We start from the raw sequence: 25,623 nt of genomic DNA, 5'->3' as shown, positions 1-25,623 counted from the left end.
AAGTAATTACGATATGAAAAAAAAGGGAGAACATATCAAAAAAACGTAGAAGGGATGGTATTAGAGCGCTTAAAATAGTTCAAATAGATAGTATTAATCTTTGATAATAGATAAGGGCTATATGTCAGCCAAAATGGATCTCAACCTGGTACGGGTGTTTATCGCTATCTATGAAACTCAGAGCGTTAGCGGGGCCGCTGCGCGCCTGTTTATCACGCAGCCCTCAGCAAGCTACGCCCTGGCACGGCTGCGGGTTGAGACAGGTAACGAGCTGTTTAAACGCAGCCGTAAAGGGATGCTGCCCACTCCGACAGCCAGCCAGCTCTATACGATTTTTAAAAAGTCTCTGAGCAGCATTGAAAAGGCAGTAGCAGACACCCGCAGCTTCGCGCCGGAAACATCCTTTCACAAATTTCGTCTCGCGCTCTCCGACCTCGGCGAACTGCTGCTGCTGCCTGGTCTGGTACAGCATCTGCGCACTCTCGCCCCCAATGTTCAGCTGGAGGTGATCCCGGTGGAGATGCAGAAACTGGATGAATGGCTGCTGACCGGTAAAGTTGACGCCGCACTATGCAGCCGTAACGAGAGCATCTCGCTGGCGCAGCGTGACCGGATTATGGATGAGCGCTACGTCTGCCTGCTGAATTGCCAGCATCCACGCATTGGCGACACGCTGACGCTGGATGCCTATCTGGATGAGCAGCACATTATTGTGTCGACCATTAGCGGCCATTACATGGTGGAGGAGCGGATAAAAGAGTATGGCTTTGAGCGCCGCATCGCGCTGGAAGTGCCACACTTTGCCGCGCTGGGGGAGCTGATTGCCTCCAGCGAACTGCTGGTGACGCTGCCCTCCAGCGCGGCGAAAATCTATGTAGCACGCGGCAACGGACGCGTGATTGAACTGCCCTTTAAACTACCGAATCTTGAAGTATATCTGTACGCACACACCGAGATCGGCGATATCACCGCGAAAACCTGGTTCTATAACACCCTCAGAGACACCAGCCAGCGGCTGATGAAGCGCTGATCAAGCCTGGCGACGCGGTGCGCGGCTCCAGTAAGCCATAAAGCTGATGCTCTCTTTAGAGAGGCCGCAATCGCCCACCAGATAACGGCGCAGCTGCTTCACCGCGCTGGACTCCGCCGCCACCCAGCCGTGAAAACGGCTATCTACACTATCGGCGCGATCCCACAGCAACTCCTCTTCGGCCACATCTTTCAGCTCCTGCTGTTCAGGCGCAGCATCAGGCAGGATCACATGCTGTTTTACCGCACTCAGCAGCGCTTCACCGTGAGACGCCCCGCTCTCTTCACGCGGCAGCCAGTGAACTTCAGCAAACGGATAGTGGCTGAGATCGATACAGTCGCCGCGCTTTGGTACCTCGATAAACAGCTGTAACAGCGGCGGACTGGGCCACTCCGCCAGCTGCTCCAGAATAGCTTTAGCCGCCGGGAAGGCGGTTTCGTCGGCCACCACCAGCGCCCGCTCCACCTTTGGATGAGGGTTCCATTCGTAGCCGCCGCTGTCTGCCACATGCGCACGATTCGGAGCTATCATCTGTAACGCATCGCCCGCTTCGGCCGCCAGCGCCCAGGCGGAAGCGGGGCCTTCAGTACCGTGCATCACAAACTCTATTTCCACTTCGCCCGCTTCAGCATTGACATGGCGGAGGGTGTAAGTGCGGGGGATCGGACGAATTTCTGCGGGCATCCCGGCGATCATCTCCCACCATGCCCCTTCTCCGGTCAGCGCCGATGGGGTGCCGTTAAGCGAAGGAAACAGCAGCTTAATCCGCTGATCCGGCGCATCCATCTTCATCTGCCGTACATCATCACCGCTGAATACGCAGCACAGCATTGAAGGAGAAAGCACCTGCTTACGCGCCAGTACCACATTAAATAAGCGATAACCCTGAACACCCGCCATAAATCCGCCTTGTAAACCTGAAAGCCGCGCACGCGTGACAACGCACATAAGGCCGGCAAGAATAACAAAGCTAAATGATAATGAGAATGAGTATGAGGCTTCTTTACACCTGCATGCGTGAATAACGGATTGATCCCGCCGTGAAAAGCAGTAACGTAGAGCGTTCCCTTCCCTGATAGTCACGCGGAGCACGCCGATGTCCCTCACTCTTCTGACGCAGCTGGCCGATATTCCGGCCAGTCAGTGGGATGCCCTGGCTCCCAACGATCAGCCCTTTTTACGTCATGCCTTTCTCTCTGCGCTGGAACAGAGCGGTGCAGTGAGCGCTGCCAGCGGCTGGCTGCCGCAGCATCTCCTGTGGGTGGAGGATGGCACTATAAAAGCGGCGATGCCCGGCTACGCAAAAAACCATTCGATGGGTGAATACGTCTTCGATCACGCCTGGGCCGAGGCCAGCGAGCGGGCGGGGATCCCCTACTATCCCAAATGGCTGTCGGCGGTGCCTTTCAGCCCGGTCAGCGGCGCGCGGCTGCTGGGCGATGACCAGGCAGCAGCGCAGCTGTTGCGGGCGCTGCCTGAATTCCTCGCAGGGCAGCAGCTTTACAGCGGCCATATTAACTTTAGCGACGAGGGTGTTCGCCAGCGGCTGGAGCAGGATCAACGCTGGCTGCCGCGCCTCGGCTGTCAGTATCACTGGCACAACCGTGGCTTTCGCGATTTCCAGGACTTTCTTGATCTCCTCACCTCACGCAAGCGCAAGCAGCTGCGTAAAGAGCGCGAGCTGGTCGCCAGTCAGGGGGTGGAATTTGTCTGGTATCACGGCGCAGAAGTAGACGAAGCACAGTGGGATTTTGTTTACGCCTGCTATGCCAATACCTACCGGGTGCGTGGCCGCCAGCCCTATCTGCCGCGCGATTTCTTCAGCCTGCTGGCCGAACGTATGCCGGAGGCCATTCGTGTGGTGATTGCCAGCCAGCGCGGAGAGCCGGTGGCGATGGCGTTCAGCCTGGTGGACGGCAACACCTTCTATGGCCGCTACTGGGGCTGCCTGGAGGAGTTCAACCGGCTGCATTTTGAAACCTGTTTCTACCAGGGGATGGAGTATGCCATTGAGCACGGTTTACAGCGTTTTGACGCCGGAGCGCAGGGTGAACATAAGCTGATACGCGGTTTCGAACCGGTGCTGACGGAGTCCTGGCATCTGCTGCGCCATCCCGGGCTGCATGATGCAGTGGCCGATTTCCTGCGTCAGGAGCGCGAGGGGATACGCGCCTGGGCAGAAGAAGCTAAAACGGCGCTGCCGTGGCGGCAGCCAGACGGGCAATAAATAACGCCCGTCGCCCATGCCGAATTAATTACACTTCACCCACAAAACCGCCGGTCTGGTGACGCCACAGGCGCGCATACAGACCCCCTTTCGCCAGCAGCTCGCTGTGATTGCCAATCTCGGCGATCCTGCCCTCATCCAGCACTACCAGCCTGTCCATTCGCGCAATAGTCGACAAACGGTGGGCAATGGCGATCACGGTTTTCTCTCCCATCAGTGTCTCCAGGCTCTCCTGAATCGCCGCTTCCACTTCGGAGTCCAGCGCAGAGGTAGCTTCATCCATAATCAGGATCGGCGCATCCTTCAGCAGCACGCGGGCAATGGCAATACGCTGGCGCTGGCCGCCGGAAAGTTTCACCCCGCGTTCGCCTACGTGAGCATCCAGCCCGCTACGCCCCTGCGGATCGGACAACAGCGGGATAAACTCATCCGCTTTGGCCTGATGGATAGCCCGTTGCAGCTCTTCATCACTGGCATCCGGGCGGCCATACAGCAGGTTGTCACGAATCGAGCGATGCAGCAGCGAGGTGTCCTGGGTGATCATGCCAATCTGTGCGCGCAGGCTCTCCTGGCTGACCTCGGCAATATTCTGGCCGTCAATCAAAATGCGTCCGCCGTTCAGGTCATACAGCCGCAGCAGCAGATTGACCAGCGTCGATTTCCCGGCTCCGGACGGGCCGATCAGGCCGATTTTTTCACCGGGCCGGATGGTCAGCTGGAGATTATCAATGACCGTGCGTTCACCGCCGTAGTTAAAGCGAATGCCGTCAAAATGGATTTCGCCCTGCTGCACGCGCAGTGCCGGAGCCTGTGCCTTATCGCTGACTTTTACCGGCTGGGCAATGGTTTGCAGGCCATCCTGCACCATGCCGATATTTTCAAAGATGCCGTTCACCACCCACATAATCCAGCCAGACATATTCACGATGCGGATCACCAGCCCGGTTGCCAGTGCAATCGCCCCAACGCTTAACAGTGACTGCGTCCACAGCCAGAGCGCCAGCCCGGTGGTGCTGATAATCAACAGACCGTTGAGCGTGGTGATCACCACATCCATACCGGTAACCATACGCCCCTGACTGCGGGTTTTCGCCGTCTGATCGCCAATGGCTTCACGTGCGTACTGACGCTCCAGGTCACTGTGGGCAAACAGTTTCAGCGTGGTGATATTGGTATAACCATCAACAATGCAGCCCATCAGGCGCGAACGTGAATCGCTGGAGGCCACTGAACGGGCTTTAACACGTGGCACAAAGTAACGCAGGCACAGCACATAGCCGACAATCCAGATCAGCAGCGGAATGGTCAGCCGCCAGTCCGCTTCAGCAAACAGCACCAGCGTGGTGATGGCGTAAATCAGCACATGCCACAGGGCATCCACCGCCTGTACCGCCGAGTCACGCAGGGCGTTACCGGTCTGCATAATGCGCTGGGCGATACGTCCGGCAAAATCGTTCTGGAAGAAGTTAAGGCTCTGGCGCAGCACATAGTTATGATGCTGCCAGCGGATCATACTGGTCATGCCGGGGTTAATGGTCTGGTGTACCAGCAGATCGTGCAGGCCAATAAACAGCGGCCTGAAGATGAGCGCCACCGCCACCATCCACAGCAGTTCACTGCCGTGATCGCTAAAAAAGGTGGCGGCGGGAGTGCTGTTTACCAGGTCGATAATACGGCTGAGATAGCGGAACAGCGCCACTTCAATCAGCGATGCAATCAGCCCAATCACCAGTAACAGAGCGAAGCACGGCCACACCTGACGCAGATAGTAGAGATAGAATGCCCAGACGTTGTCAGGGGGCGTCTCCGCCGGGGCATCCCTGAAGATATTGATCATCCTTTCAAAACGGCGATAAAGCATAAAGCAGGCTCACTTGTACCACAGGAAACCTACAGCTTAGTGCATCAGGATCGCGGTCAGATGTCAGTCAGTGCGTTATTAAGGGAAAAGTGCGGTATCAGAGAAAAATAAAACGGCCATGGACAGGCAAGTAAATTCACCTGATCACAGCCGTAAAACAGGCATCAACGCAAGACTGAATTGAGAAACCCGGCGATACCCGAATACTTAACCAGCCCTGCAGATTTCCTAAAAGAACATATCCTTTGTCGCTATCAGCCGTACAAATGGCCCGGCCAGCGTCGTATTGTGATGAGCAATAATCTGTTCTGCCGTCAGCACCGCGCTATCCGTCGTGCTGTGCGCATCGCTCACCAGCACCACCTCAAATCCCAGATCTGCCGCCGCCCGGCAGGTGGTATCAACGCAATATTCCGTTTTCATCCCCACAATGACCAGCCGCTTCACACCGGCATCCTGTAACCAACTCAGCAGCGGAGTTGCGGTAAAACAACATGGCCGGGTTTTGCTGAAACAGCGGTCAGAGTCGGACAGCGGCAGTTCAGCGGCGAGCTGCCAGAGCGTGCTGCCTGCGGCGATCGGTGAATCCGCAGGCCCGGTATGCTGCGCAAAAAACAGCGGTACCTGGCGCGCACGTGCCGCCATCATCAGATGGGAAACGTTGTGCAGTAAACGTGCTTTATCATGGGGAGCCTGCGGGCCGTGCAGTAATCCAGCCTGCATATCAATCACTAACAACGCAGAGGCGTCTGGCATGCTATTTCTCCTGTTACTTGCCTGTTTAAGGCCGGAAACCACGGAGAAAGATGCAACCCCGTCGGTAACCGGCGGGAGGGAAAGGTTTGCTAACTATTCAGACACGCAAACTCGCCACACTCCGCCAGAAGCGGTGGTGGTCGTGGTGGCGGTGAGGAAAAGCTGAGTATTTGGCATAGCCCACAGATTCGCGCAGGAAGCACGATAAGGCAATATTTTTCTACGGTGATTGTCAGAGAAGGTGATAACCATCGGTCCAGTCCCTGACCGACGTGTTATCGAGGGTTTTTCGGTGCTGCCAGGTTTAAAGAACGATGCCTGGCGGTACATGTTTAAAGGTATCGACATACACTCTGAACACGTATTTGAAGAATTTTTTCATGATAAGTTGCTTACAGCTTCTATTGAAAATCGCTATAAAATTATACATACCGGGCGTTTTTCAGGCAACATTTTATGAAGTAGATCACAAAATTGAGTTAATTATGCGTTTAAAAAGATAAACCGTTGCTAAACAGCCTTGCCGCTATGGCGATTAATCCCTGGCACTTTCCGCGCAATTTTTTCCAATATTTCCATTAAATCTCTGAACATAATGGCGATCTCTTTCATTATGGATCGGACGCCAATGCCTTTCTCAAATGGTTTTCTGCTCAGTCTTTCTCTCTGCCTTGATATTGGCGTCGCCAATATTGCGATGATCACCTTAGCCATGCAGCGTGGCTTTTTTCACGGTTTCTGGCTGGGGATCGGCACCTGCGTGGGCGATCTGATCTATGCGATCCTCGCAATGGCCGGAATGGCGGTGTTACTACAGTTCACCCCGGTACGCTGGGTGCTGTGGATCGGCGGGTCGCTGATCCTGCTATGGTTCGCGTGGAAGATGGTGCAAAACGCCATGCGTCCGGCAGCAGCGATGAGCGCCGGAGATATTGGACAGGCGCTCACCATCCGTCAGAATTTTTTTCGCGGTATCTTTCTTGCCATGTCATCACCCACGGCGATCCTCTGGTTTGCAGCGGTCGGCGGTGCGCTGATCTCCCGCTTCAGCAGCGGCGGAACGGCAGCATCAGGCTGGTTTCTCAGCGGTTTTTTTCTGGCGGGTGTCTGCTGGACGATAGTGCTGTGCGCGGTGGGCAGCGTGGGCGGACGGATGCTCGGGGCGAAGATGCTACGCTGGTCATATATCGCCTCGGCAGTGATTTTTTGCTACTTCGCGGCGTATGTCATTATCTCGGGCTATCGCGAATTTATCGGCTGACCATGCGCAGATAGTGATGCGGAGTAATACCCATCATCTTGCGGAAGCTGTTGATAAAATGGCTCTGATCGTAGAAACCCAGCTGATGCGCCACGTCGAGCGTGCTGTGCTGGTGACGCAGCAGATTACGCGCCGCCAGCAGGCGCAGCTGCATATGATATTGCAGCGGAGCAATGCCAATCTGCTGGCGAAACTGGCGCACAAAGTGATATTTGCTTAACCCGGCGGCGGCGGCCAGCTCATCCAGCGTCAGCTTCATGGTCAGATTATCGCGCATACACTCCAGCGCACGCCCGATGGTCGCCGGTGCTGCCGCCGTCTCACTGACCCGGCTCTGTTTCAGCAGCTGGCTGGTCAGCCAAAGTAGGTTTTGCTGCTGGATCTGCTCCTCATCCGGCGACAGTACATAGCCGCAGATCGCCGCGAACAGCGCCGGATCGCGCAAAACGCCTTCACGCAGGATCGGCTGGGATCGATCGGTGAGATCGGCAAATACCTGCGGTGGCAGATGCACGCTAAAAAATTCCACCGGATCGCTGCCAAACTGTGAAGACTGAAGCGTTGCGGGATTATAGATGGTGATATCCCCGGCATGGACTGACAGGGTTTGCTGATGCAGGGTGAGGGTTTCAATGCCGCTAAGATTGGCGCTGATTACATATTCTTCGTGGGTGTGCAGCGGGAAGGCCGCGTTGCTGGCGGTCAGATGTGAACATTCAATATGATTGCGGCTGTTCCAGTCGACTATTGATAGCGCCATACCCACTCCGCCGCTGAACGGGCCAGAGAATTAGCTCATCAGGCCCAGATGTTCCACCAAAATACTACAGCCAATACCGATGAGCACTACGCCGCCGAAAATTTCTGCCCATTTTCCCATCACCGGGCCGAGGAAGCGGCCGAGCAGGATACCCGCTGAAGCCATAATCATGGTGGAGGCACCGATTGCCAGCGCAGTGGTCACGATATTGACCTGCAAGAATGCCAGGCCGACGCCGACGGCCATCGCATCAAGGCTGGTGGCCACTGCGGTACAGGCCAGCAGCCAGAAACCGTGGCTGGTTGGTGCTTCTTCCGGCCTGCACTCTTTCTTACGTACGCCTTCAACAATCATCCGGCTGCCAAGAATAAACAGCAGTCCGAATGCCACCCAGTGATCCCAGGACATAATGTACTGGCTGGCCGCAAGGCCAATGGCCCAGCCGATCAGCGGGGTCAGTGCTTCGATAACACCGAAGATCAGTCCGGTACGCAGCGCTTCTTTCAGGCTGGGGCGATGCAGACTGGCCCCCTTGCCGATAGCCGCAGCAAAAGCGTCCATCGACATACCAAAAGCCAGAATCAGGGTTGCATATAGGTTCATTGTATTTATCCGGACTGAAACGGCGCAGGCGTTCCAGGTCGTTAAAACATCAGCTTATGTAGGAAAAATAACCATAAGCCCGTTCAAGAGAAACGCATCCTAGCACGCTAAACGTCAGAAAAAAAGACAGTAAAATCAGGGATTTGAGTATAGCCTCGGCTATACTTTTTAACAGTGGCTAATTTAGAGATGAAAATCAGAGCGGAAACTCTAAAAGAATTACTACGTTACACAATCACCAGGGTTAAATATCCTTTAAGGAGTTGGGGGATATTTCGCCAGTTATCAGCACAAATACCCCCAGATAAATTCCTTACCTTGCAGGCATTACCAGACGCGATATATTTTTCCGTTATCAACGCCGTCGACGCTGCGGCGATATGCCAGCGCCACCCGGCTGGCCGGAGCACTTTCAAAGCCGGAGAAGAACGGGCCGTAGTCTGGCAATGCTTCGGTCAACACCGTCGGACTGACGGCATTGATGCGCAGGCCGTTCAATTCGGTGGCCGCCGCCAGAACAAAACCTTCCAGCGCAGCATTTACCGTCGAGGCGTTTACCCCGGTGCGGATCGGCTGCTGGGCCAGAATACCGCTCGTCAGGGTGAAAGAGCCGCCCGGATTAACGAAATCTTTGCCGGTCAGCACCAGCCGTACCTGTCCCATCAGCTTATCCTGCAGCCCACGGTTAAACTGTTCGCAGCTCATCTCTGCCAGCGGGCCGAAGTGTACGCCCCCAGCCGCTGAGATCACCGCATCGACTTTGCCGGTTTGCGCAAACAGCGCTTTCACGCTCTCCTCCTGGGTAAGATCGACCTGAAAATCACCCCGGGTTTTACCCACGCGGATAATCTGATGGTCACGCTCCAGCTCCTGCACAATGCCCTGCCCGACGGTACCTGATGCGCCAATCACTAAAATTTTCATGCTGTTTCTCCAGACGGTTGGTTAAGTCCGTTGATTGTGGCGCAGTGCAGTGGGTGGATAAATGCGCGATACTTTCGGGAACTCCAAACCCTGGGTTAGTAATCATGGATAAATTACGCAGTATTGAGGCCTTTATCTGCGCCGTGGAGAGCGGCAACTTTAGCGAAGCTGCGCGACGGCTGGATATCACCGCCGTGATGGTCGGTAAACATGTACGCCAGCTGGAAACAGCGCTAAATACCCGTCTTTTGCAACGTAATACCCGCCGTCAGCATCTGACGGAGGCCGGAGAAAGCTACTATCAGCAGTGTAAGCGGGCACTGGCACAGCTGAGAGAAGCAGATGAAAGTGTGGAAAATATGAAACACACGCCTTCCGGCCTGCTACGCATCAGCGCTCCGCTCAACCTGGGAGCCAGCGCCATCGCCACGGTGGTAGCCGGTTATCAGCTGCGCTATCCACAGGTGAAGATCGAGCTGGATCTTAACGACCGCTTTGTCGACCTGATCGCCGAAGGGTTCGATTTTGCCATCCGCATCGGGGGGCTGAAGCATAATGAATCGCTGGTAGCACAGCGGCTTGGGGAGTATCAGATGGTGGTGTGCGCCGCACCGCAATACATGGCGCTGCACGGTACGCCACAGATACCAGAGGATCTGCACCGGCACCGGTGCCTCGCCAACCCGGCGTGGAACAAGAATAATGCGTGGCAGTGGGGCGATGTGACCTGGCCCTTCGACAACAGTTTCACCTGTAACGATGGCCAGGCGCTACGTCAGGCGGCGCTGGCCGGAGCCGGGCTGGTACTGCAACCGCGCATTCTGCTGGCGCAGGATATTGCCGCTGGACGGCTGCTGCCGCTGCTGCAACAGTGGCAGCCGGAGAGCCGCCCCATCAATCTGCTGTGGCGTCAGGATCTCAGTCCATCAGAAAAGCGCCGCAGCTTTGTGCGCTGGATGCGTGAGCAGGTGCCCGCTGCGCTGGTGGTTAATGATTGAAGACAGGCGCGGATTAACAGAAAATGGCGGTAACTGACTAATACGGAATTGTAATGAAAAACCCGTTTGAAACTTTCCTGATGCCGATGAGCACCCTGCTGCTCGGCTTCCTCTCAGCGCTGCTGCTGCCAGCGCCCTCATTCGGCCTGACTCTGGCGCGCAAGCTGGTAGAGATGTTCCACCTGGAGGATATCGGCCAGCTCTATACGCTGGTGTTCTGCCTGTGGTTCCTGCTGCTGGGCGTCATCGAGTTTTACGTTATCCGTTTTATCTATCTGCGCTTTATTCGTCCGTGATTCAGGGGCAGGCAGGCCCGCCCCTGAAAGATTAAGCGCTGAAGATCATCGCCACGCTGCTGCAAAAAATCAGCAGCCCGACGAAAAACAGGATGATAGCGGTCACTGTATTATCTTTTTTCATCCGATATCCCCTCAGAACCACTGGCCGAAACGGCGTATATAGAGGCGTTTCATTCCCTGGGTGACCAGGCAGTAACTCAGCAGGATTGCCAGCAGCCACGGGAAGTAATTCCACGGCAGCGGCACCAGACCGACGGCATGCCCGAGCGGTGAGAACGGAATCAGAATACCCAGCGCCATCACCAGCCCGGTCATCAGCATCACCGGTAGTGCGGCGCGGCTCTGAATAAACGGGATTTTCTGGGTGCGCAGCATATGTACCACCAGCGTCTGTGACAGCAGCCCCTCAACAAACCAGCCGGACTGGAACAACGCCTGGGTTTCGACGCTGTTCGCAGCAAATACATGCCACATCAGCCAGAAAGTGGTGATATCGAAAATCGACGACGTTGGCCCCATCCACAGCATAAAGCGGCCGATATTCTTTGCATCCCACTGCCGCGGTTTACGCAGGAATTCCTTGTCCATTTTGTCCCACGGCAGCGCCAGCTGTGACAGGTCATACATCAGGTTCTGCAACAGCAGATGAATCGCCATCATCGGCAGAAACGGAATAAACGCGCTGGCGACCAGTACCGAAAACACGTTACCGAAGTTGGAGCTGGCGGTCATATTCAGATACTTGATGATATTGCCGAAGGTCTCACGGCCTTTCAGCACCCCCTGTTCCAGCACCAGCAGGCTTTTCTCCAGCAGAATAATATCCGCCGACTCTTTAGCAATATCGGTGGCACTGTCGACGGAGATCCCGACATCTGCCGCCCGCAGCGCCGGAGCATCGTTAATCCCGTCGCCAAGGAAACCGACGGTGTGGCCGTTGCTTTGCAGCGCCTGCAATACGCGGGTTTTCTGCTGCGGGCTGAGGCGGCAAAATAACGTTCTCTGCTCTGCCAGACGCGCGAGTTCTGCGTCACTCAGATTCGCCATTTCACTGCCGCACAGCGGCTCTCCCGGCTCCAGCCCAACATCGCGACAGATTTTACTGGTGATCACCGCGTTATCACCCGTCAGCACTTTGACCGTCACGCCCTGTTCATGCAGCGCAGCTATTGCGGCGGCGGCACTCTCTTTCGGCGGGTCGAGGAACGTCAGCAGGCCAGTAATGACCAGTTCACGTTCATCGGCAACGCAGAGCGGTGAAGTAAGTGAATGCTCACTGATATAACGCTTTGCCACCACCAGCACGCGAAATCCCTGCTGGTTATAGCCTTCGGCCAGCTGGCGTAACCGGCTGCGGGCAGCATCGTCCAGCGGGCGTGCCTCTCCTTTATCCAGCCAGAAGGCCGATACCGCCAGCATCTCCTCTACCGCTCCTTTGCAGATGAGGGTTTGCTGGCCTTCATCCGCTACCAGCACCGACAGACGGCGGCGTTCGAAATCAAACGGCAGTTCATCGATTTTACGGAAGCGCCACAGCCCGCTGACCGCCGCGTTACCCTGGCTGAACCCCAGCACCGCCCGATCCATCAGGTTTTTCACCCCTGTCTGATGACGACTGTTTAGCCAGGCCAGCTGCAACACCTGCTCATCGCTGTTGCCGCGCAGGTTAATGTGTCCGGCCAGGATGATTTTGTCCTGAGTCAGGGTGCCGGTTTTATCACTGCACAGTACATCCATTGCTCCAAGATTCTGGATAGCATTCAGACGCTTAACCACCACTTTGCGTTTCGACATGGCGATCGCGCCTTTCGCCAGATTGGAGCTGACAATCATCGGCAGCATCTCCGGCGTCAGGCCAACGGCCACCGCCAGCGCAAACAGCAGCGCATCGCTCCAGTCGCCTTTGGTATAGCCGTTAATCAGCAATACTACCGGCACCATCACCAGCATAAAGCGGATAAGCAGCCAGCTGACGCTGTTGACGCCACGGTCAAAGGAGGTTTGTGGGCGCTCACCTACCAGTGATTTTGCCAGCGTGCCAAACCATGTCTGGCTGCCGGTAGCCACCACTACCGCCGTCGCGCTGCCGCTGGCAACATTAGTGCCCATCAGGCAGATACCGGGCTGACTCAGCAACGCCTGTTCATCCGGCAACGGGTGAGTGCCGTGGGGGTGGCTCTGGCTGTCATATTTTTCAATGGGGAGTGCTTCACCACTTAGCGCCGCCTGGCTGACAAACAGATCGCGGGAACTCAGCAGCCGCACATCAGCCGGAACCATATCCCCCGCCGACAGCAGCACAATATCGCCAGGCACCACCTCCTGAAGAGGGACTTCGATTTTCACGGCCTCGCTGTCAGCATGGGTCCGACGCAGCACCGTTGCGGTGGTGCTCACCAGCGATTTCAGCGCTTCCGTGGCTTTATTGGTGCGGTACTCCTGCCAGAAACGCAGCAGGCCGCTGAGACTAATCATCACCAGCATAATGGTGGCACCGGTAAGATCGGTCTCTTCCCCCCGGCGCAGCGGCAGCACGTAGTCGGTCAGTACGCTGATAGCGGCCAGCACCATCAGAATCCAGATAAAGGGATTATTAAACGCCTGGAACAGCTGAATCAGCGCTGCCGGAGCATTATCGCTGGCAACCTGATTGGCGCCATATTGCTGTAGCCTGGCGGCAGCATCTTCACGGGTTAACCCCTGACGCTGGGTATTAAGGCGTGCGAGGGTGTGATCCTGGCTCTGGGTGGCTGCGCTGGCGATCGCCAGATCGCGGGCCATTTTAAGGTTGCTCTGGTGCATTTTCATCATGCCACTCCTTGAACAAAGGTGTTTCACGCGCAGGCATAGCACGCCTGCAAACGAGGTTTTATTCAGTTTTTCAGCGTGAGGGAGGCAGGCGGGCAGGATGACAGCAGGCAGGAGTTATCTCCGGATTTTCCTCCTGTGATCGTACCGCAACCTCTCTCGGGACGGAGGTTCAGTCATGGGATAGTCCTTAATGCTAAGAAGATTATTTTATGCACAGTCCGCCACACGCAGTTCAGACGTCAGCGCAGGAAGAGGTGCAAGGTAAAGGGGGGGATGAAACAGCTCGGATAAGGAGGTGAAACATAGCCCGCCGGTGTTCGGCAGGCTCACAACGGGAGTGGGTCTGCCTTTATAACGCGTCAGTTACAGGGTGACTGTCCAATTGTGTGCTCCTGAGAAGAAAGTGGCGAAATTCTATGCCCGCAGGGTGGTTTTGTAAACCGCACTGATAGTTTCCTTCCTAAACCTTTTATCAACGACGCTAAGATTTTATAAGGCGCGATACCGTAACAATCAGCGGTAAAGCAGTTGAAAATCTCGATTACTGGTTATTATTTAGCCATTAGACAGCATTTATTGCTGACAGCTAACTTTAATTTGGCTGTTTTGTAGTGATTCACGCCATAAATCCTCAGTTTCGCCCTGCCATCCACCCACATTTATCCTGGAATGAAAATTATCCTCTTTTAGGCGATAAAACCGGCAGTTTCGGCGCTTTTTCACCATTGAATGCGGCCAGGGCTGTGCGTAAGATTATTTGTTACATCGTTTACATTCACATTCAAATAAGAAACATTTATGCAAGCTTCCATCGCGCCATCCATCGACACCGATCCCGACGCCACGCCCGTAAACTCACGCGGTAAAGTGGTGATTGCTTCGCTGGTCGGAACCGCTATCGAATTCTTCGATTTCTATATTTACGCTACTGCGGCGGTGATTGTTTTCCCGCATATTTTCTTCCCGCAGGGCGATCCTACCGTTGCCACGCTACAGTCGCTGGCTACCTTCGCCATTGCCTTTATCGCGCGCCCGATTGGCTCTGCGGTCTTTGGTCACTTCGGCGACCGCGCCGGACGTAAAGTGACGCTGGTGGCCTCGCTGCTGACCATGGGAATTTCCACCGTGGCGATCGGCCTGCTACCGGGTTATGACACCATTGGCGTCTTCGCTCCGCTGCTGCTGGCGCTGGCGCGCTTTGGTCAGGGCCTGGGTCTTGGCGGCGAATGGGGCGGTGCGGCACTGCTGGCGACGGAAAACGCCCCGGCGAAAAAACGCGCCCTGTATGGCTCGTTCCCGCAGCTTGGTGCGCCGATTGGCTTCTTCTTTGCTAACGGCACCTTCCTGCTGCTCTCCTGGCTGCTGACAGACGATCAGTTTATGAGCTGGGGCTGGCGCGTGCCGTTTATCCTCTCTGCGGTGCTGGTGCTGATTGGCCTCTATGTGCGTGTGTCCCTGCATGAGTCGCCGGTTTTCGCCAAAGTGCAAAAAGAGAAAAAACAGGTAAAAGTGCCGATTGGCACCCTGTTAAGTAAGCATCTGGGTACCACCATTATTGGCACGTTCATTATGCTGGCGACCTACACGCTCTTCTATATTATGACCGTCTACTCAATGACTTACGGCACCACACCTGCGCCGAACGGACTGGGTATTCCGCGCAATACCTTCCTGTGGATGCTGATGGTAGCGGTGATTGGTTTTGGCGTGATGGTGCCGATTGCCGGGCTGCTGGCTGACCGCTTTGGTCGCCGCAAGACGATGATCGTTATCACCCTGATGATTATCGGCTTTGCGATGGTATTCCCGTCGATGCTCGGCTCCGGTAATCCGGTGCTGATTATGGCCTTCCTGGTGTGCGGCCTGAGCGTTATGGGCCTGACCTTCGGCCCGATGGGTGCACTGCTGCCGGAACTGTTCCCGACCGAAGTACGTTATACCGGCGCGTCCTTCTCCTATAACCTGTCGTCGATTTTAGGGGCCTCCGTGGCACCTTATATCGCCACCTGGTTAGCGCACACTTACGGGCTGTTCTACGTCGGCGTTTACCTTGCATCAATGGCCTGCCTGACGCTGATTGCGCTGATCCTGTGTAAAGAAACCCGCCACGAATCGTTGTTTGACTGATAGTGCCAGACGCCGGGTCGGGCACGCCCCCTGCAGCGGATGCAGGAGGGCATGTACCGCCCGGCCCTCACGACGTTACTTTCCGCTTTTCATCTGCTGCAACACGCGGGTGCACTGATTATCATCGTTATCACTCGGTGAGATGAGCGCCAGCAGTGCCGCCGCCGGCCCCACTACCGTCCCCAGCGCCACCGCCGCCGCACCACGGGCAATCAGCGGCCCCGGTTTAACTCCGGCATCCGGGTTTTTAAAGGTGCCGCGCACGTACAGCGGCGAGCGCAGAGTGATAATCCTGATACCTTTACTGTCCGGGTTAATTGACAGATCGAGACGTTCGTTAGCAAAATTCGCGGTGCCGCTAATATTGATAATCGCGTTCTCGGTATCAAAGACAAACAGCCGCGAAGAGGCGAGGCCGTTATTCACCTGGAGATTGGCGGCGGCGCAGTTGATTTTCACTTCATCATCGCCAAACAGCTTACCCACCACGTAGTTACCCACGTTGAGGCCGACAATTTCCATCAGGCTGCGGCTGATCAGACCATCATTCATCAGCAGCTTCAGATCGCCATTACTGGTTGCCAGCAGATCCGCCACAGAATTACCGCGTCCGCTGAGTGTCGCATCACCGTTAATCTGGCCAAGCGCACTCTGCATCGCCTGCACGTCCGGGAACAGCTGGCGTAGCTTGAGATTGCGCGCATGAAGATCCACACGCCCCTGCATCGGCGTTTTATCCCCTTCCAGACGGACGCTGGCATTCAGACTGCCACCAGCCATGCCGAAGCGCAGCGGATCGAGGCGCAAATCGCCCTTTTTCAGTATCAGATGAGTGGAGAGATCGCTGATTGGCAGTGAGCTGCTGTGTTCAATGCGCCGGCCTTTAAAGGTCACATCGGCATCCATCACATCCCAGCTTTTGGTATCGAACTTATCATGCGGCAGCACCCGATCGGCGGGCTGAGTGGCAGCCTCACCGCGCCGTGCCTTCGCCGGATCGGTTTTCTCACTGCCTTTACCGGAATTCACCCCGATGAGCGGGCCGAGATCGGCCATTCGCAGCTGACGCGACTCCAGCGTACCTTCCAGTTTTGGCCGGGGCTGGCCCTGGCTGTAAGTCAGTGCGCCGTGAATATCACTGTCGCCGATATGTCCGTTGAAATTTTTATAGTGGAAGACCGCCCCCTCCTTCTGCCGGAAGCTCGCCGTCAGATGGCCGTCAGTTTCATACGGCGGCGTATCCGGCAGCAGTACTCCGGTCAGCCCGTAGAGGCTGGAGAGCGTATCGCCGGAGAAGCGCAGGCGAATATCCACGCCGCCAGGATTCATCGGATCCTGCACCGTGCCCGCTAACCGCACGCGGGTGCTGCCGCTGCGCACATCCGCCTGCACCGGGAATGGGGTATTCTGGCTGCGCAAAGAGAGCATGCCGCCAATTTTACCTTCGCCCTTCAGCGGTTCATTGTTATAGGTGCCGCTGGCGCGCCAGCCAAAGACAAAATCAGCCGCCCCTTTCTGCCCCTCTTCCCCGCCTGCCAGCTGTGCATAAGGCACCGGCTTGCCCAGCGGATCGACGGTGACCTGCACGTCAGCTTTGTTGATAGCATCGCGGTAGCTGATATTGCCCTGGTCAAACACCACGTTATCCAGGCGGAAAGACCACGCTGACGGTGGCTGATCCCCCTGTTTCTCATCGCTGCCCGCGAGGTTAAACGTCCAGTTATTTTTGCGACCGGCGGTTTGCACCAGCTTTGCGACCGGCTGTTGCAGCTTGATCCACGGCAGATAGACCTGCTTACCCAGCAGCGCCAGCGGTGAAAGGGTGGCGTCGACGCGCGCCAGATGCAGCATCGTAACATCAGGAATTTCAGGGGGATTACCCAGCATAATGTCCTGGGCATGAACATGCGGCCATGGCACCCAGCGACGCCAGCCAGGCTCGCTGCGGTTGCGTTCCCACGCCACACCGAGATCGCCACGTATGGCAAACGGGCGATTAATCTCGGCAGAAACTTTTTGGTTGATGGTGGGTTTCAGGCGATTCCAGTCGAAGGTGGCGATCGCGACCACAATCACCACCACCAGCAGCACAAAAATCCCGACAATCCAGCTAATGACCTTCCCCGTACGCGACATTCGTCGTCTCCCTGATGGCTATCCGTTTCAGGTAAAGATAGTCGAGATGGCAGCAGATGGCATTATACGAGGTTCAGCGGCAGGGTCTCCAGCTCTTCAAACGGCATTGGTCTGGCAAAGAAATAGCCCTGAGCGGCATAGGCCGGGGAGTTACGCACCTGCTCCCACTCTTCCGGGGTTTCAACACCTTCAACAATCACCCCTTTGCAGTAGCGATTGATCAGCGCCAGCAGCATCCCGAACAGGTTGCGTCCCTCTTCGCTTTCACGCAGCAGAATAAACAGTTCACGGGCCAGTTTGATGTAGTCGTATTTGAGTTCGGTCAGGGCGGAGAAGTTCGCCATACCGGAACCGAAATCGTCCAGCCAGAGTGGCCCCAGTTCTGGCATCTGCGCGACGATCACTTCCTGCGGCAATACATGGTGCTCAACCAGCTCAAAGCGCACCCAGGGGCAGCGTGCAATAAGCTGACGAACGGTACTGTTATGCTGGATAGCCAACAGCGTTGGCCCGTCAATATTGACCGAAGCAACTATGTGGGTACGGCTAAATTTTCTTTCCCATTTAGCCAGCAGCGTCAGCTGCTCGGCCACAATATGCAGGCGTTGAGGGATCTCAAGCGTTGCAAAATAAAGCTCCGGCGATACTCTCTGGCTCGGCGCGGATGGGTGGTACACCGCTGTGAGCAACTCAATTGCCATCAGGCTACCGTTGACCCGGTAAATCGGCTGAAAGTTATAGGAACGCTGACACTGCTGCCAGTAAGCAGGTTCTTTAAGCTGCTCTTGTTCAGCAATTGCGTTCGGTAACCGGTGACTGAGGCTATTCAGCACCATTATTGTGATCCTTTATATGTGAGATCGCCTTCATATAGCATCCCGTGTTGCAAGTATCGGCATCGTCCCTGAGAACTTTATCCGCAATGGAGCCACGATAACCCTGCCAAGGTTACCAACTTTACGCTATTTCAATCGCCATAAAAGGCACCTTTTAGGCCGTTTTATCAACAGTTGAACAAGGTTGAACTCATATCACAATAAAATTAAAACGTCGTTTTAAATCATTGACTGTAAGCGCGCGCGGGGTGAGACTGAGGGCATATTTTTTATTGAGCGAATGACCATGACGCAACAGAAGCTGGCCGTAATCGGCGAATGTATGATTGAACTCTCCCAGCAGGGCAACGCCATGAGCCGGGGATTTGGTGGCGATACGCTGAATACGGCGGTATACGTGGCACGCCAGGTGCCGGAACAGGCGCTGCGGGTAGATTATGTTACTGCGCTGGGCAACGACAGTTTCAGCCGCGAGATGATTACTGCCTGGCAAAACGAAGGCCTGCATACTGACCTGATCCAGCAGATGGAGAACAAGCTGCCGGGGCTGTATGTGATTGAAACGGATGCCAGGGGCGAACGCACCTTTTACTACTGGCGTAATGACGCCGCCGCACGGTACTGGCTGGAGGGCGAGCGTGCAGAAGCGATCTGCCAGCAGCTGGCTGATTACGACTATCTCTACCTGAGCGGTATCAGCCTGGCGATCCTCAGCCCGCAGAGCCGGGAAACCCTTTACACCCTGCTGGCCGCCTGCCGCAGCAACGGCGGTAAAATTATTTTTGATAATAACTATCGCCCGCGCCTGTGGTCGAGCCGTGAAGAGGCCCGCGCCGCATATCAGGCGATGCTCGCCTGTACCGATATTGCTTTCCTGACGCTGGACGATGAAACCCTGCTGTGGGGCGAGGCTCCGGTGACAGACGTTGTTGCACGTACGCAGCAGGCTGGCGTCAGTGAAATTGTCATTAAACGCGGTGCTGATGCCTGTCTGGTGGCGAACGGTGACCAGCCGCTGCTGGAGATCCCCGCCGTACGCCTGCCGCCGTCAGCGGTTGTTGATACTACGGCCGCAGGTGACTCTTTCAGCGCGGGCTATCTGGCCGTGCGCCTGACCGGCGGCAGTGCAACCGAGGCGGCGCAGCGCGGCCACCTGACCGCCAGCACGGTGATCCAGCATCGCGGGGCGATTATTCCCCGTGAACTGATGCCTGCCCCACGCTAAAGCGCGGCACCGCCAGTAGCCAGGTATCGCGCAGCGCCTCCTGTTTAGCCCCGCGCCCTGGGCCGTTTTCAGGCAGCGTCCAGTCAGCCTGACGGATAGCTGTCTGATAGCCATCGCGGTGCAGCTGGTTATCCGCCAGCGACAGCAGCGGGATCAGCCGCACGCCAGTATGGTCGAGGCTGCGATACGGCCAGTTTTTTCCGCTGCTGTACGGTGCCATAAAGTCCAGCGCCGTCAGCAAGCTGGCCTGCTGCGGGGTACGGTAATGCCACAGATCCCCGGCTCCGCTGTTCTGTGCCACCGTCGCCAGCGCGGTCAACGCCTGCAAATTAAACCAGCTGTAGTGAAACGATCGGGTGCGCGCCAGCTCCAGCGGCTGACTGCCATCGGCGGCAAACTGGCGGTTCATACGGCTTTTCGCCTGCTCGAGCATTGGCGGTATCACCTCCGGCCGACGCAGATACCAGGCAATTCCCGCCACCTGCACGTTGTACCAGCTGCCGTGGTTATTCTCCGACTGCGCTTCACCTTTTCCCTCAGGGCTGGTCTGTAGCCAGTGCAGATAGTCACTCATCCATCGCTGCATCTGCTGCTCATCCTGCTGATGCCAGCCCGGCGCGGTGCGCAGCATCAGCAAAGAGTCCACAATACGCGTGGCAAAATAACGCCCGTCCAGTACGCCGGATCGCCGCCCGTTTTCTGCTTTGCCAGGCACGCTTTGAGCATAGGTAAGATTGGGGTTCATCCGCGTATCGGGATCGATAAACCAGTGGCGGATCAGCGCGATCGCCCGGTCGGAGTAACGATCGTCAGCGGAAAAATACCAGGCCAGCGTCAGGGCCTGCACCCGGGCGGTAAATGCTGCCAGCCGCAGGCCATCGCTTGCCTCATTCTTGCTGGCCGGGTTGACCTTACCATCATGCCGCACCCAGGGCAGACCATCTGCCGCGTGCTCATCCGGCCACCAGTAGGCGCTCAGGCTGAGATAATCGTGCTTTGAACCGCCGGGAGGCGTCAGCGTTTTATCCGTGACACTAAGCAACGGCGCTTTCAGCGCCCGATCGGCCTCATGCTGTAACTGCTGCCAGGCCGTTACGGTCAGTTGTGGTGCCTGCTGCTGTTGCAGACGCGTTTTATTCAGCGCCAGTTCACTCTGGCTGAGAAACGCATACTCCCGGGCAAACAACGGCAGGCTTCCGAGCATTCCGAGGCAGAAAATAAGCGTATGACGCAGGCGGCATTTCATCTTCACTCTCCGTTCAGATTCCGTCAGAAAGCATAGCCGCTGCGAAAAAAAGAGGCGGGGTTAATTAATCAATTATCTTCAGTAAAATTATTACCGTTGGTTACATTTCACCTGTGAAGAATTATTCCCAAGTAAAAACAGCGTTTAATTAAATAGTTTGTGTTTAAGTTAATATTTAAAAATAACTAATGTAAAGCCTCGCTGGCGCAGGTTTGCCGCTGTCCGGGCGCTTAAGGCGGAAAAATTTGAGCATATTCCGAAACTGATTAAAGCTGAATCTAAATCGTAGACGGCGCGAGAATAAAACGTCACAGTTAATTGCGCCATCATCCGTTCTGCAAATACGTTAGCCGTATTACTGCAAGCGGATTTAATCAGGCTATATATTCAGTACGCTGTGATGGAAACCACCCGCCCTTTTTCCCGGGCTTCTATAATATTATTTAATCTCACTGCCAGGAGCGCCCATGAACGCAGAAATTTTTAACCTCTGGCCGCACGGCGATGCGCCGGGTGCCAGCGACTCACGGGCGCAGCCGCAGATTGTTGATCTGGCCAAACCCTTCGAACCTTTCGACCGTGCAGCCAGCGGCGTGCGCTGCCCGGAGCTGGCGATATGGTATCCGGAGCAGTCGAACGGCGTCACGCTGCTGGTGGCTCCCGGCGGTGGCTATCAGCGCATTATGATCGATAAAGAGGGCAGCGCGCTGGCGATGTTCTTTACCTCGATGGGCTATACGCTGGCAGTGATGACCTATCGCCTGCCTGCCGACGGCCACCATGAAGGTGCAGATGCGCCGCTGGCCGATGCACAACGGGCCGTCAGGGTGCTGCGCGAACGTGCGCTGCGCGGCCGCAACGGCGAGCGTATTGTGATGATGGGGTTTTCTGCCGGGGGCCACGTGGCCGCCAGCCTCGGGACGCGTTTTGGTGAAAAACTGTATCCGGTACAGGATGCTGCTGATGCGCTCTCCCCCCGCCCTGATGCGCTGGTGCTGATCTATCCGGTTATCAGCATGCGTGACGGATTGGCTCACACCGGTTCACGCCTGCAGCTGCTGGGTGAACATCCCACCCGGGGAGAAATTGATGCCTACTCAATGGAGAGCCGCGTCAGTGAGAAAACACCACAAACGCTGCTGATCCACGCCGTTGATGACCAGTCGGTGCCGGTGAATAACAGCATGGTGATGTTCAGCGCCCTGCGTGAACACCAGGTGCCGTGCGAACTGCACTTCTATGAAAAAGGCGGCCATGGTTTCGGTATTCGCAATGTGGCCGACTTACCGCTGGCCAGCTGGCCGATGCTGGTCAACGAATGGCTGCGCGCACGTAAATGGTGATGCCTGCGCCTGATTATTGCAGGGTCGGGCATATACCCGACCCTGCGACATCAAGCCAGCAGCAGGAAATACCCGGCAATTACTGAGCCGGTGCGCTGCCATCCGTTGGGGCTGAGTCCGTCGGGGCTGCCGCTACCGGTGTCATAATTTTCTGCCAGTTTTCCAGCAGCATCTTCACTTTGGTTTCGGGTTCGCCCTGCGGCTGCATCAATACCATGGTGATATCCTGGGTTAACTGCTGGCGCAGTTCCTGATTAAGCTGTTCCAGGGTTAAGTCTGCCAGGAAAGCCTGACGCAGCTTTTGATACTGCTCCGGCGCAATATCCACCACGGCATTCTGTTGCGAGCGCAGGCGCTGGCTCATCAGCACATCGGTATCGGTACGCGCATAGGTGGCGAAAAGCTTGGTCAACTCGTTGTTCTTTTGCGCCATCAGCGTGTCAAACTCTTGCCGGGTCAGCCCCTTATCACGCACGCTGACCAGCTCTTTTGCTATCAGCTCCAGATTGTTGTTCAGCGCCGCGTTGTCTGCGTCCATATTGATCGCACACTGGGCGCGCTGATACAGCACCCGGCAGTCAAAACCGACCTGCATACCCTGGGTTTTGTTATCGCTCAGGACTTTCTGCACATGCCAGAACAGCGCTTCACGCGCCAGATCGCTCTGCCAGTAACGCAGCAGATTTTGCGACTCACGAATCGGCTGCCATGGCGTATCCCACACCAGCGACAGGCGATCCTGACTGATGGCATTGTTCACAAGGTTTACCGGCTGCTGCGGTAACGGAGAGAGTGTTGGCATGGCGGAGGGCTGATCGCGCTTACCTTCCAGCGGGGAGAACTGTTTATTGATCTGTTCAGCCAGGCTGCGGCTGTCGACGTTACCCACCACAAACAGCGTCATCGCATCAGGCGTGTACCACTGTTTATAGAAAGCGTAGAGCTGCGCCATATCCACCGGGGTTTTTACCGCTGCGGACGGATCATGGGCCAGCATTGTGGAACCTTTCAGACGGTAACGCCACCACACATCCTGCGGATTGCCCGGCCAGGTGGCAATCGGATCATCAGCATTGAGGGCGGTGTTGACCACCTGATCGTTAATCGTCATTTTACCTGCAGTCGCTGCCAGCCAGGTGAGCGCTTCTTTCAGCATCTCCGGGCGGTTATTGGGCAGGCTCAGGTTATACATTGTAAAATCATACGAGGTAACGGCGGGAGGCTGGGGGTGTTGCGGATCAATACTTTGCTGCCACAGTGAACGCTGTTGCGCCGGATCCAGCGCAGCATTATGTACCAGCGCCAGGCGCGGTATCAGATGACTGTAGCCTGCCTGCTGGGCGCTTTCTACCAGCGATCCAGTGTTAACCAACAGGCGAATCTCAATGCGGTCGCTTGGCCGCTGAGGGGTGGTAAGCAACTGCCAGCTAAAACCATTCTCCAGTTTTCCCTGCTGCCAGGCAGGATCGGGTTGGAGTGTTTCAGCCTGTACAGTCATACTGGCCGTTGCCAGTAATATTCCACCCATCAAAAGACGAATTCTGGTGCCCTGCATGTGAACCCCTACTCAATCACAAACCAAATAATTATCACTGGCGGTCTAAGGCCTGATTCTGTCACGGTTACAGATAACTTTGGAAAGCCGCTGTTATTTAAAGGAACAGCTTTTAGACCACGCATCGACGAGGATGTCACACAGCGGAATGAAAAATCTTAAAAAAGTATGGGGTTATTATGCAAATGCCCGCCGTGAGGGCAAGTCACGACGGGCATTTGGCTTGATTTTTTTGTTAATAAAACCGTGCTGTCGACGTTTCAGGCTATCTTTTGACGTTTTTTATCCGCATTTAACGTCTCTTTTAGCTGCTGCTCATCCAGCTCGCCTACCCATTTAGCCACCACCACGGTTGCCACGCCGTTACCGACCAGATTGGTCAGCGCACGCGCTTCGGACATAAAGCGGTCGATACCAAGAATCAGCGCCAGGCCTGCCACCGGCAGATGCCCCACCGCTGAGAGTGTCGCCGCCAGCACAATAAAACCACTGCCCGTTACCCCGGCCGCCCCTTTCGAGGAGAGCAGCAGCACCACCAGCAGCGTAATCTGATGCCAGATATCCATATGGCTGTTGGTGGCCTGGGCGATAAATACCGCCGCCATCGTCAGATAGATTGAGGTGCCATCGAGGTTAAAGGAGTAACCCGTCGGGATCACCAGACCAACCACCGACTTTTTGCAGCCCAGCTTCTCCATTTTATCGAGCATACGCGGCAGCGCCGACTCCGAAGAGGAGGTACCGAGCACAATCAACAGCTCCTCTTTGATATAGGCGATAAATTTGAAGATATTGAAACCGACCACGCGGGCAATCAGTCCGAGCACCACGATCACAAACAGCAGACAGGTAATATAGAAGCAGATAATCAACTGGCCGAGCTGAACCAGAGAACCAACGCCGTATTTACCGATGGTAAAGGCCATCGCACCGAAGGCACCAATGGGTGCCAGGCGCATGATCATATTGATGATGCCAAAAATCACTTTTGAGAAGCTGTCGATAAAGTTAAACACCAGCGTGCCTTTATCACCCAGACGATGCAGCGCAAAGCCGAACAGAACGGCGAACAGCAGCACCTGTAAGATATTGCCGCTGGCGAAAGCCCCCACCACGCTGGCGGGAATAACATCCAGCAGAAACGCCACCACACCCTGCTGCTCCGCCTGCTGGGCATACATTGCCACCGCTTTAGCATCGAGCGTGGCCGGGTCAACGTTCATTCCCACGCCGGGCTGTAATACGTTAACCACCACCAGACCAATAATCAGGGCAATGGTACTGACGACTTCAAAATAGAGCAGCGCCACGGCACCGGTGCGCCCCACCGCTTTCATGCTCTCCATACCGGCAATACCGGTCACCACGGTGCAGAAAATTACCGGGGCAATAATCATTTTGATCAGTTTGACGAAGGCATCACCCAGCGGCTTCATCTGCGCGCCCAGTTCCGGGTAAAAATGTCCGAGCAGAACACCAACGGCGATGGCTGTCAGCACCTGGAAATAAAGACTTTTGAACAGGGAGATTTTCATAAAAGGCATCCGTTAATTGCTGTTATTATCATCAAACGACAGCAGGAAACTAACACCCCATTAACAAGAATGGTACGACCTCACCCGGCT

21 protein-coding genes are annotated in these 25,623 nt (G+C 55.7%); 8 read left to right on the top strand and 13 right to left on the bottom strand.

Features of this window, described 5'->3' with window-relative positions; genetic code table 11:
- Positions 1-121: 121 nt before the first annotated feature.
- Positions 122-1,030, top strand: a complete 909-nt coding sequence (locus GN242_RS00620; RefSeq protein WP_154753375.1) for a LysR family transcriptional regulator — start codon at positions 122-124, stop codon at positions 1,028-1,030.
- Here GN242_RS00620 and GN242_RS00615 read toward each other — a convergent pair whose 3' ends face one another.
- Positions 1,031-1,930 carry a siderophore-interacting protein gene (locus GN242_RS00615; RefSeq protein ID WP_156286736.1) on the bottom strand — a complete coding sequence of 300 codons (900 nt, stop codon included), beginning with the start codon at positions 1,928-1,930 and terminating at the stop codon, positions 1,031-1,033. It lies immediately after the preceding gene.
- A gap of 196 nt (positions 1,931-2,126) precedes the next feature.
- Here GN242_RS00615 and GN242_RS00610 point away from each other — a divergent pair, with 196 nt between their 5' ends.
- Positions 2,127-3,257 (top strand): GNAT family N-acetyltransferase, encoded by a 1,131-nt coding sequence (locus tag GN242_RS00610; RefSeq protein WP_156286735.1) that lies wholly within the window; start codon positions 2,127-2,129, stop codon positions 3,255-3,257.
- Positions 3,258-3,285: 28 nt separating this feature from the next.
- On the opposite strand, the gene GN242_RS00605 is transcribed toward GN242_RS00610, so the two are convergent.
- The 3 genes from GN242_RS00605 to GN242_RS21995 form a co-directional block, all read right to left on the bottom strand.
- Positions 3,286-5,118 carry an ABC transporter ATP-binding protein gene (locus GN242_RS00605; protein ID WP_156286734.1) on the bottom strand — a complete coding sequence of 611 codons (1,833 nt, stop codon included), beginning with the start codon at positions 5,116-5,118 and terminating at the stop codon, positions 3,286-3,288.
- Between the two features lie 228 nt (positions 5,119-5,346).
- Positions 5,347-5,874, bottom strand: coding sequence for a cysteine hydrolase family protein (locus GN242_RS00600; protein WP_154753371.1), 528 nt, complete (start codon positions 5,872-5,874; stop codon positions 5,347-5,349).
- A 304-nt stretch (positions 5,875-6,178) separates the two neighbouring features.
- A complete protein-coding gene (locus tag GN242_RS21995; protein WP_508610813.1) occupies positions 6,179-6,256 on the bottom strand; it encodes a hypothetical protein in 78 nt (25 codons plus the stop codon).
- Between the two features lie 246 nt (positions 6,257-6,502).
- Here GN242_RS21995 and GN242_RS00595 point away from each other — a divergent pair, with 246 nt between their 5' ends.
- Positions 6,503-7,135 carry a LysE family translocator gene (locus GN242_RS00595; RefSeq protein WP_154753370.1) on the top strand — a complete coding sequence of 211 codons (633 nt, stop codon included), beginning with the start codon at positions 6,503-6,505 and terminating at the stop codon, positions 7,133-7,135.
- Here GN242_RS00595 and GN242_RS00590 read toward each other — a convergent pair.
- From GN242_RS00590 to GN242_RS00580, 3 genes are all read right to left on the bottom strand, one after another.
- On the bottom strand, positions 7,125-7,895 hold the full coding sequence (locus tag GN242_RS00590) for a helix-turn-helix transcriptional regulator (protein ID WP_156286733.1): 771 nt from the start codon (positions 7,893-7,895) through the stop codon (positions 7,125-7,127). The two genes, GN242_RS00595 and GN242_RS00590, sit on opposite strands and share 11 nt — an antisense overlap.
- 30 nt (positions 7,896-7,925) lie before the next feature.
- Positions 7,926-8,498: a manganese efflux pump MntP gene (mntP, locus tag GN242_RS00585; protein WP_154753368.1), complete on the bottom strand. Its 573-nt coding sequence runs from the start codon at positions 8,496-8,498 to the stop codon at positions 7,926-7,928.
- Between the two features lie 327 nt (positions 8,499-8,825).
- Complete coding sequence (locus GN242_RS00580; RefSeq protein WP_154753367.1) at positions 8,826-9,422, bottom strand: short chain dehydrogenase; 597 nt, start codon at positions 9,420-9,422, stop codon at positions 8,826-8,828.
- Positions 9,423-9,526: 104 nt separating this feature from the next.
- Here GN242_RS00580 and GN242_RS00575 point away from each other — a divergent pair, with 104 nt between their 5' ends.
- Together GN242_RS00575 and GN242_RS00570 are read left to right on the top strand one after the other, a co-directional pair.
- Positions 9,527-10,420, top strand: coding sequence for a LysR family transcriptional regulator (locus tag GN242_RS00575; protein ID WP_156286732.1), 894 nt, complete (start codon positions 9,527-9,529; stop codon positions 10,418-10,420).
- Between the two features lie 53 nt (positions 10,421-10,473).
- Complete coding sequence (locus GN242_RS00570) at positions 10,474-10,716, top strand: DUF1158 family protein (protein WP_154753365.1); 243 nt, start codon at positions 10,474-10,476, stop codon at positions 10,714-10,716.
- Between the two features lie 135 nt (positions 10,717-10,851).
- Here the strand turns inward: GN242_RS00570 and mgtA are convergent, their stop codons facing one another.
- On the bottom strand, positions 10,852-13,527 hold the full coding sequence (gene mgtA / locus GN242_RS00565) for a magnesium-translocating P-type ATPase (protein ID WP_255476758.1): 2,676 nt from the start codon (positions 13,525-13,527) through the stop codon (positions 10,852-10,854).
- 801 nt (positions 13,528-14,328) lie between these two features.
- Between mgtA and GN242_RS00560 the strand changes: the two genes are divergently transcribed.
- Positions 14,329-15,657: an MFS transporter gene (locus GN242_RS00560; RefSeq protein WP_154753363.1), complete on the top strand. Its 1,329-nt coding sequence runs from the start codon at positions 14,329-14,331 to the stop codon at positions 15,655-15,657.
- A 75-nt stretch (positions 15,658-15,732) separates the two neighbouring features.
- On the opposite strand, the gene GN242_RS00555 is transcribed toward GN242_RS00560, so the two are convergent.
- A complete protein-coding gene (locus tag GN242_RS00555) occupies positions 15,733-17,793 on the bottom strand; it encodes an AsmA family protein (RefSeq protein ID WP_156286730.1) in 2,061 nt (686 codons plus the stop codon).
- A gap of 62 nt (positions 17,794-17,855) precedes the next feature.
- Positions 17,856-18,629: a cyclic-guanylate-specific phosphodiesterase gene (gene pdeH / locus GN242_RS00550; protein ID WP_156286729.1), complete on the bottom strand. Its 774-nt coding sequence runs from the start codon at positions 18,627-18,629 to the stop codon at positions 17,856-17,858.
- A gap of 286 nt (positions 18,630-18,915) precedes the next feature.
- On the opposite strand from pdeH, the gene kdgK reads away from it, so the two are divergent.
- A complete protein-coding gene (gene kdgK / locus GN242_RS00545; RefSeq protein WP_156286728.1) occupies positions 18,916-19,854 on the top strand; it encodes a 2-dehydro-3-deoxygluconokinase in 939 nt (312 codons plus the stop codon).
- On the opposite strand, the gene GN242_RS00540 is transcribed toward kdgK, so the two are convergent.
- Positions 19,820-21,058 carry an alginate lyase family protein gene (locus GN242_RS00540; protein WP_231617177.1) on the bottom strand — a complete coding sequence of 413 codons (1,239 nt, stop codon included), beginning with the start codon at positions 21,056-21,058 and terminating at the stop codon, positions 19,820-19,822. The genes kdgK and GN242_RS00540 overlap by 35 nt on opposite strands.
- Before the next feature lie 509 nt (positions 21,059-21,567).
- Here GN242_RS00540 and GN242_RS00535 point away from each other — a divergent pair.
- Positions 21,568-22,443 carry an alpha/beta hydrolase gene (locus tag GN242_RS00535; RefSeq protein ID WP_156286726.1) on the top strand — a complete coding sequence of 292 codons (876 nt, stop codon included), beginning with the start codon at positions 21,568-21,570 and terminating at the stop codon, positions 22,441-22,443.
- 79 nt (positions 22,444-22,522) lie between these two features.
- On the opposite strand, the gene GN242_RS00530 is transcribed toward GN242_RS00535, so the two are convergent.
- Both GN242_RS00530 and GN242_RS00525 read right to left on the bottom strand, forming a co-directional pair.
- Positions 22,523-23,998, bottom strand: coding sequence for a M16 family metallopeptidase (locus tag GN242_RS00530; protein ID WP_154753357.1), 1,476 nt, complete (start codon positions 23,996-23,998; stop codon positions 22,523-22,525).
- A gap of 260 nt (positions 23,999-24,258) precedes the next feature.
- Positions 24,259-25,533: a dicarboxylate/amino acid:cation symporter gene (locus GN242_RS00525; RefSeq protein ID WP_154753356.1), complete on the bottom strand. Its 1,275-nt coding sequence runs from the start codon at positions 25,531-25,533 to the stop codon at positions 24,259-24,261.
- Positions 25,534-25,623 lie beyond the last annotated feature (90 nt).

Origin of the sequence: Erwinia sorbitola, assembly GCF_009738185.1 — a bacterium.
GTDB classification, from domain to species: Bacteria; Pseudomonadota; Gammaproteobacteria; order Enterobacterales; family Enterobacteriaceae; genus Erwinia; species Erwinia sorbitola.
Note: the sequence above shows the minus strand (reverse complement) of the source record. Positions and strands in the feature narration are given on the sequence as shown.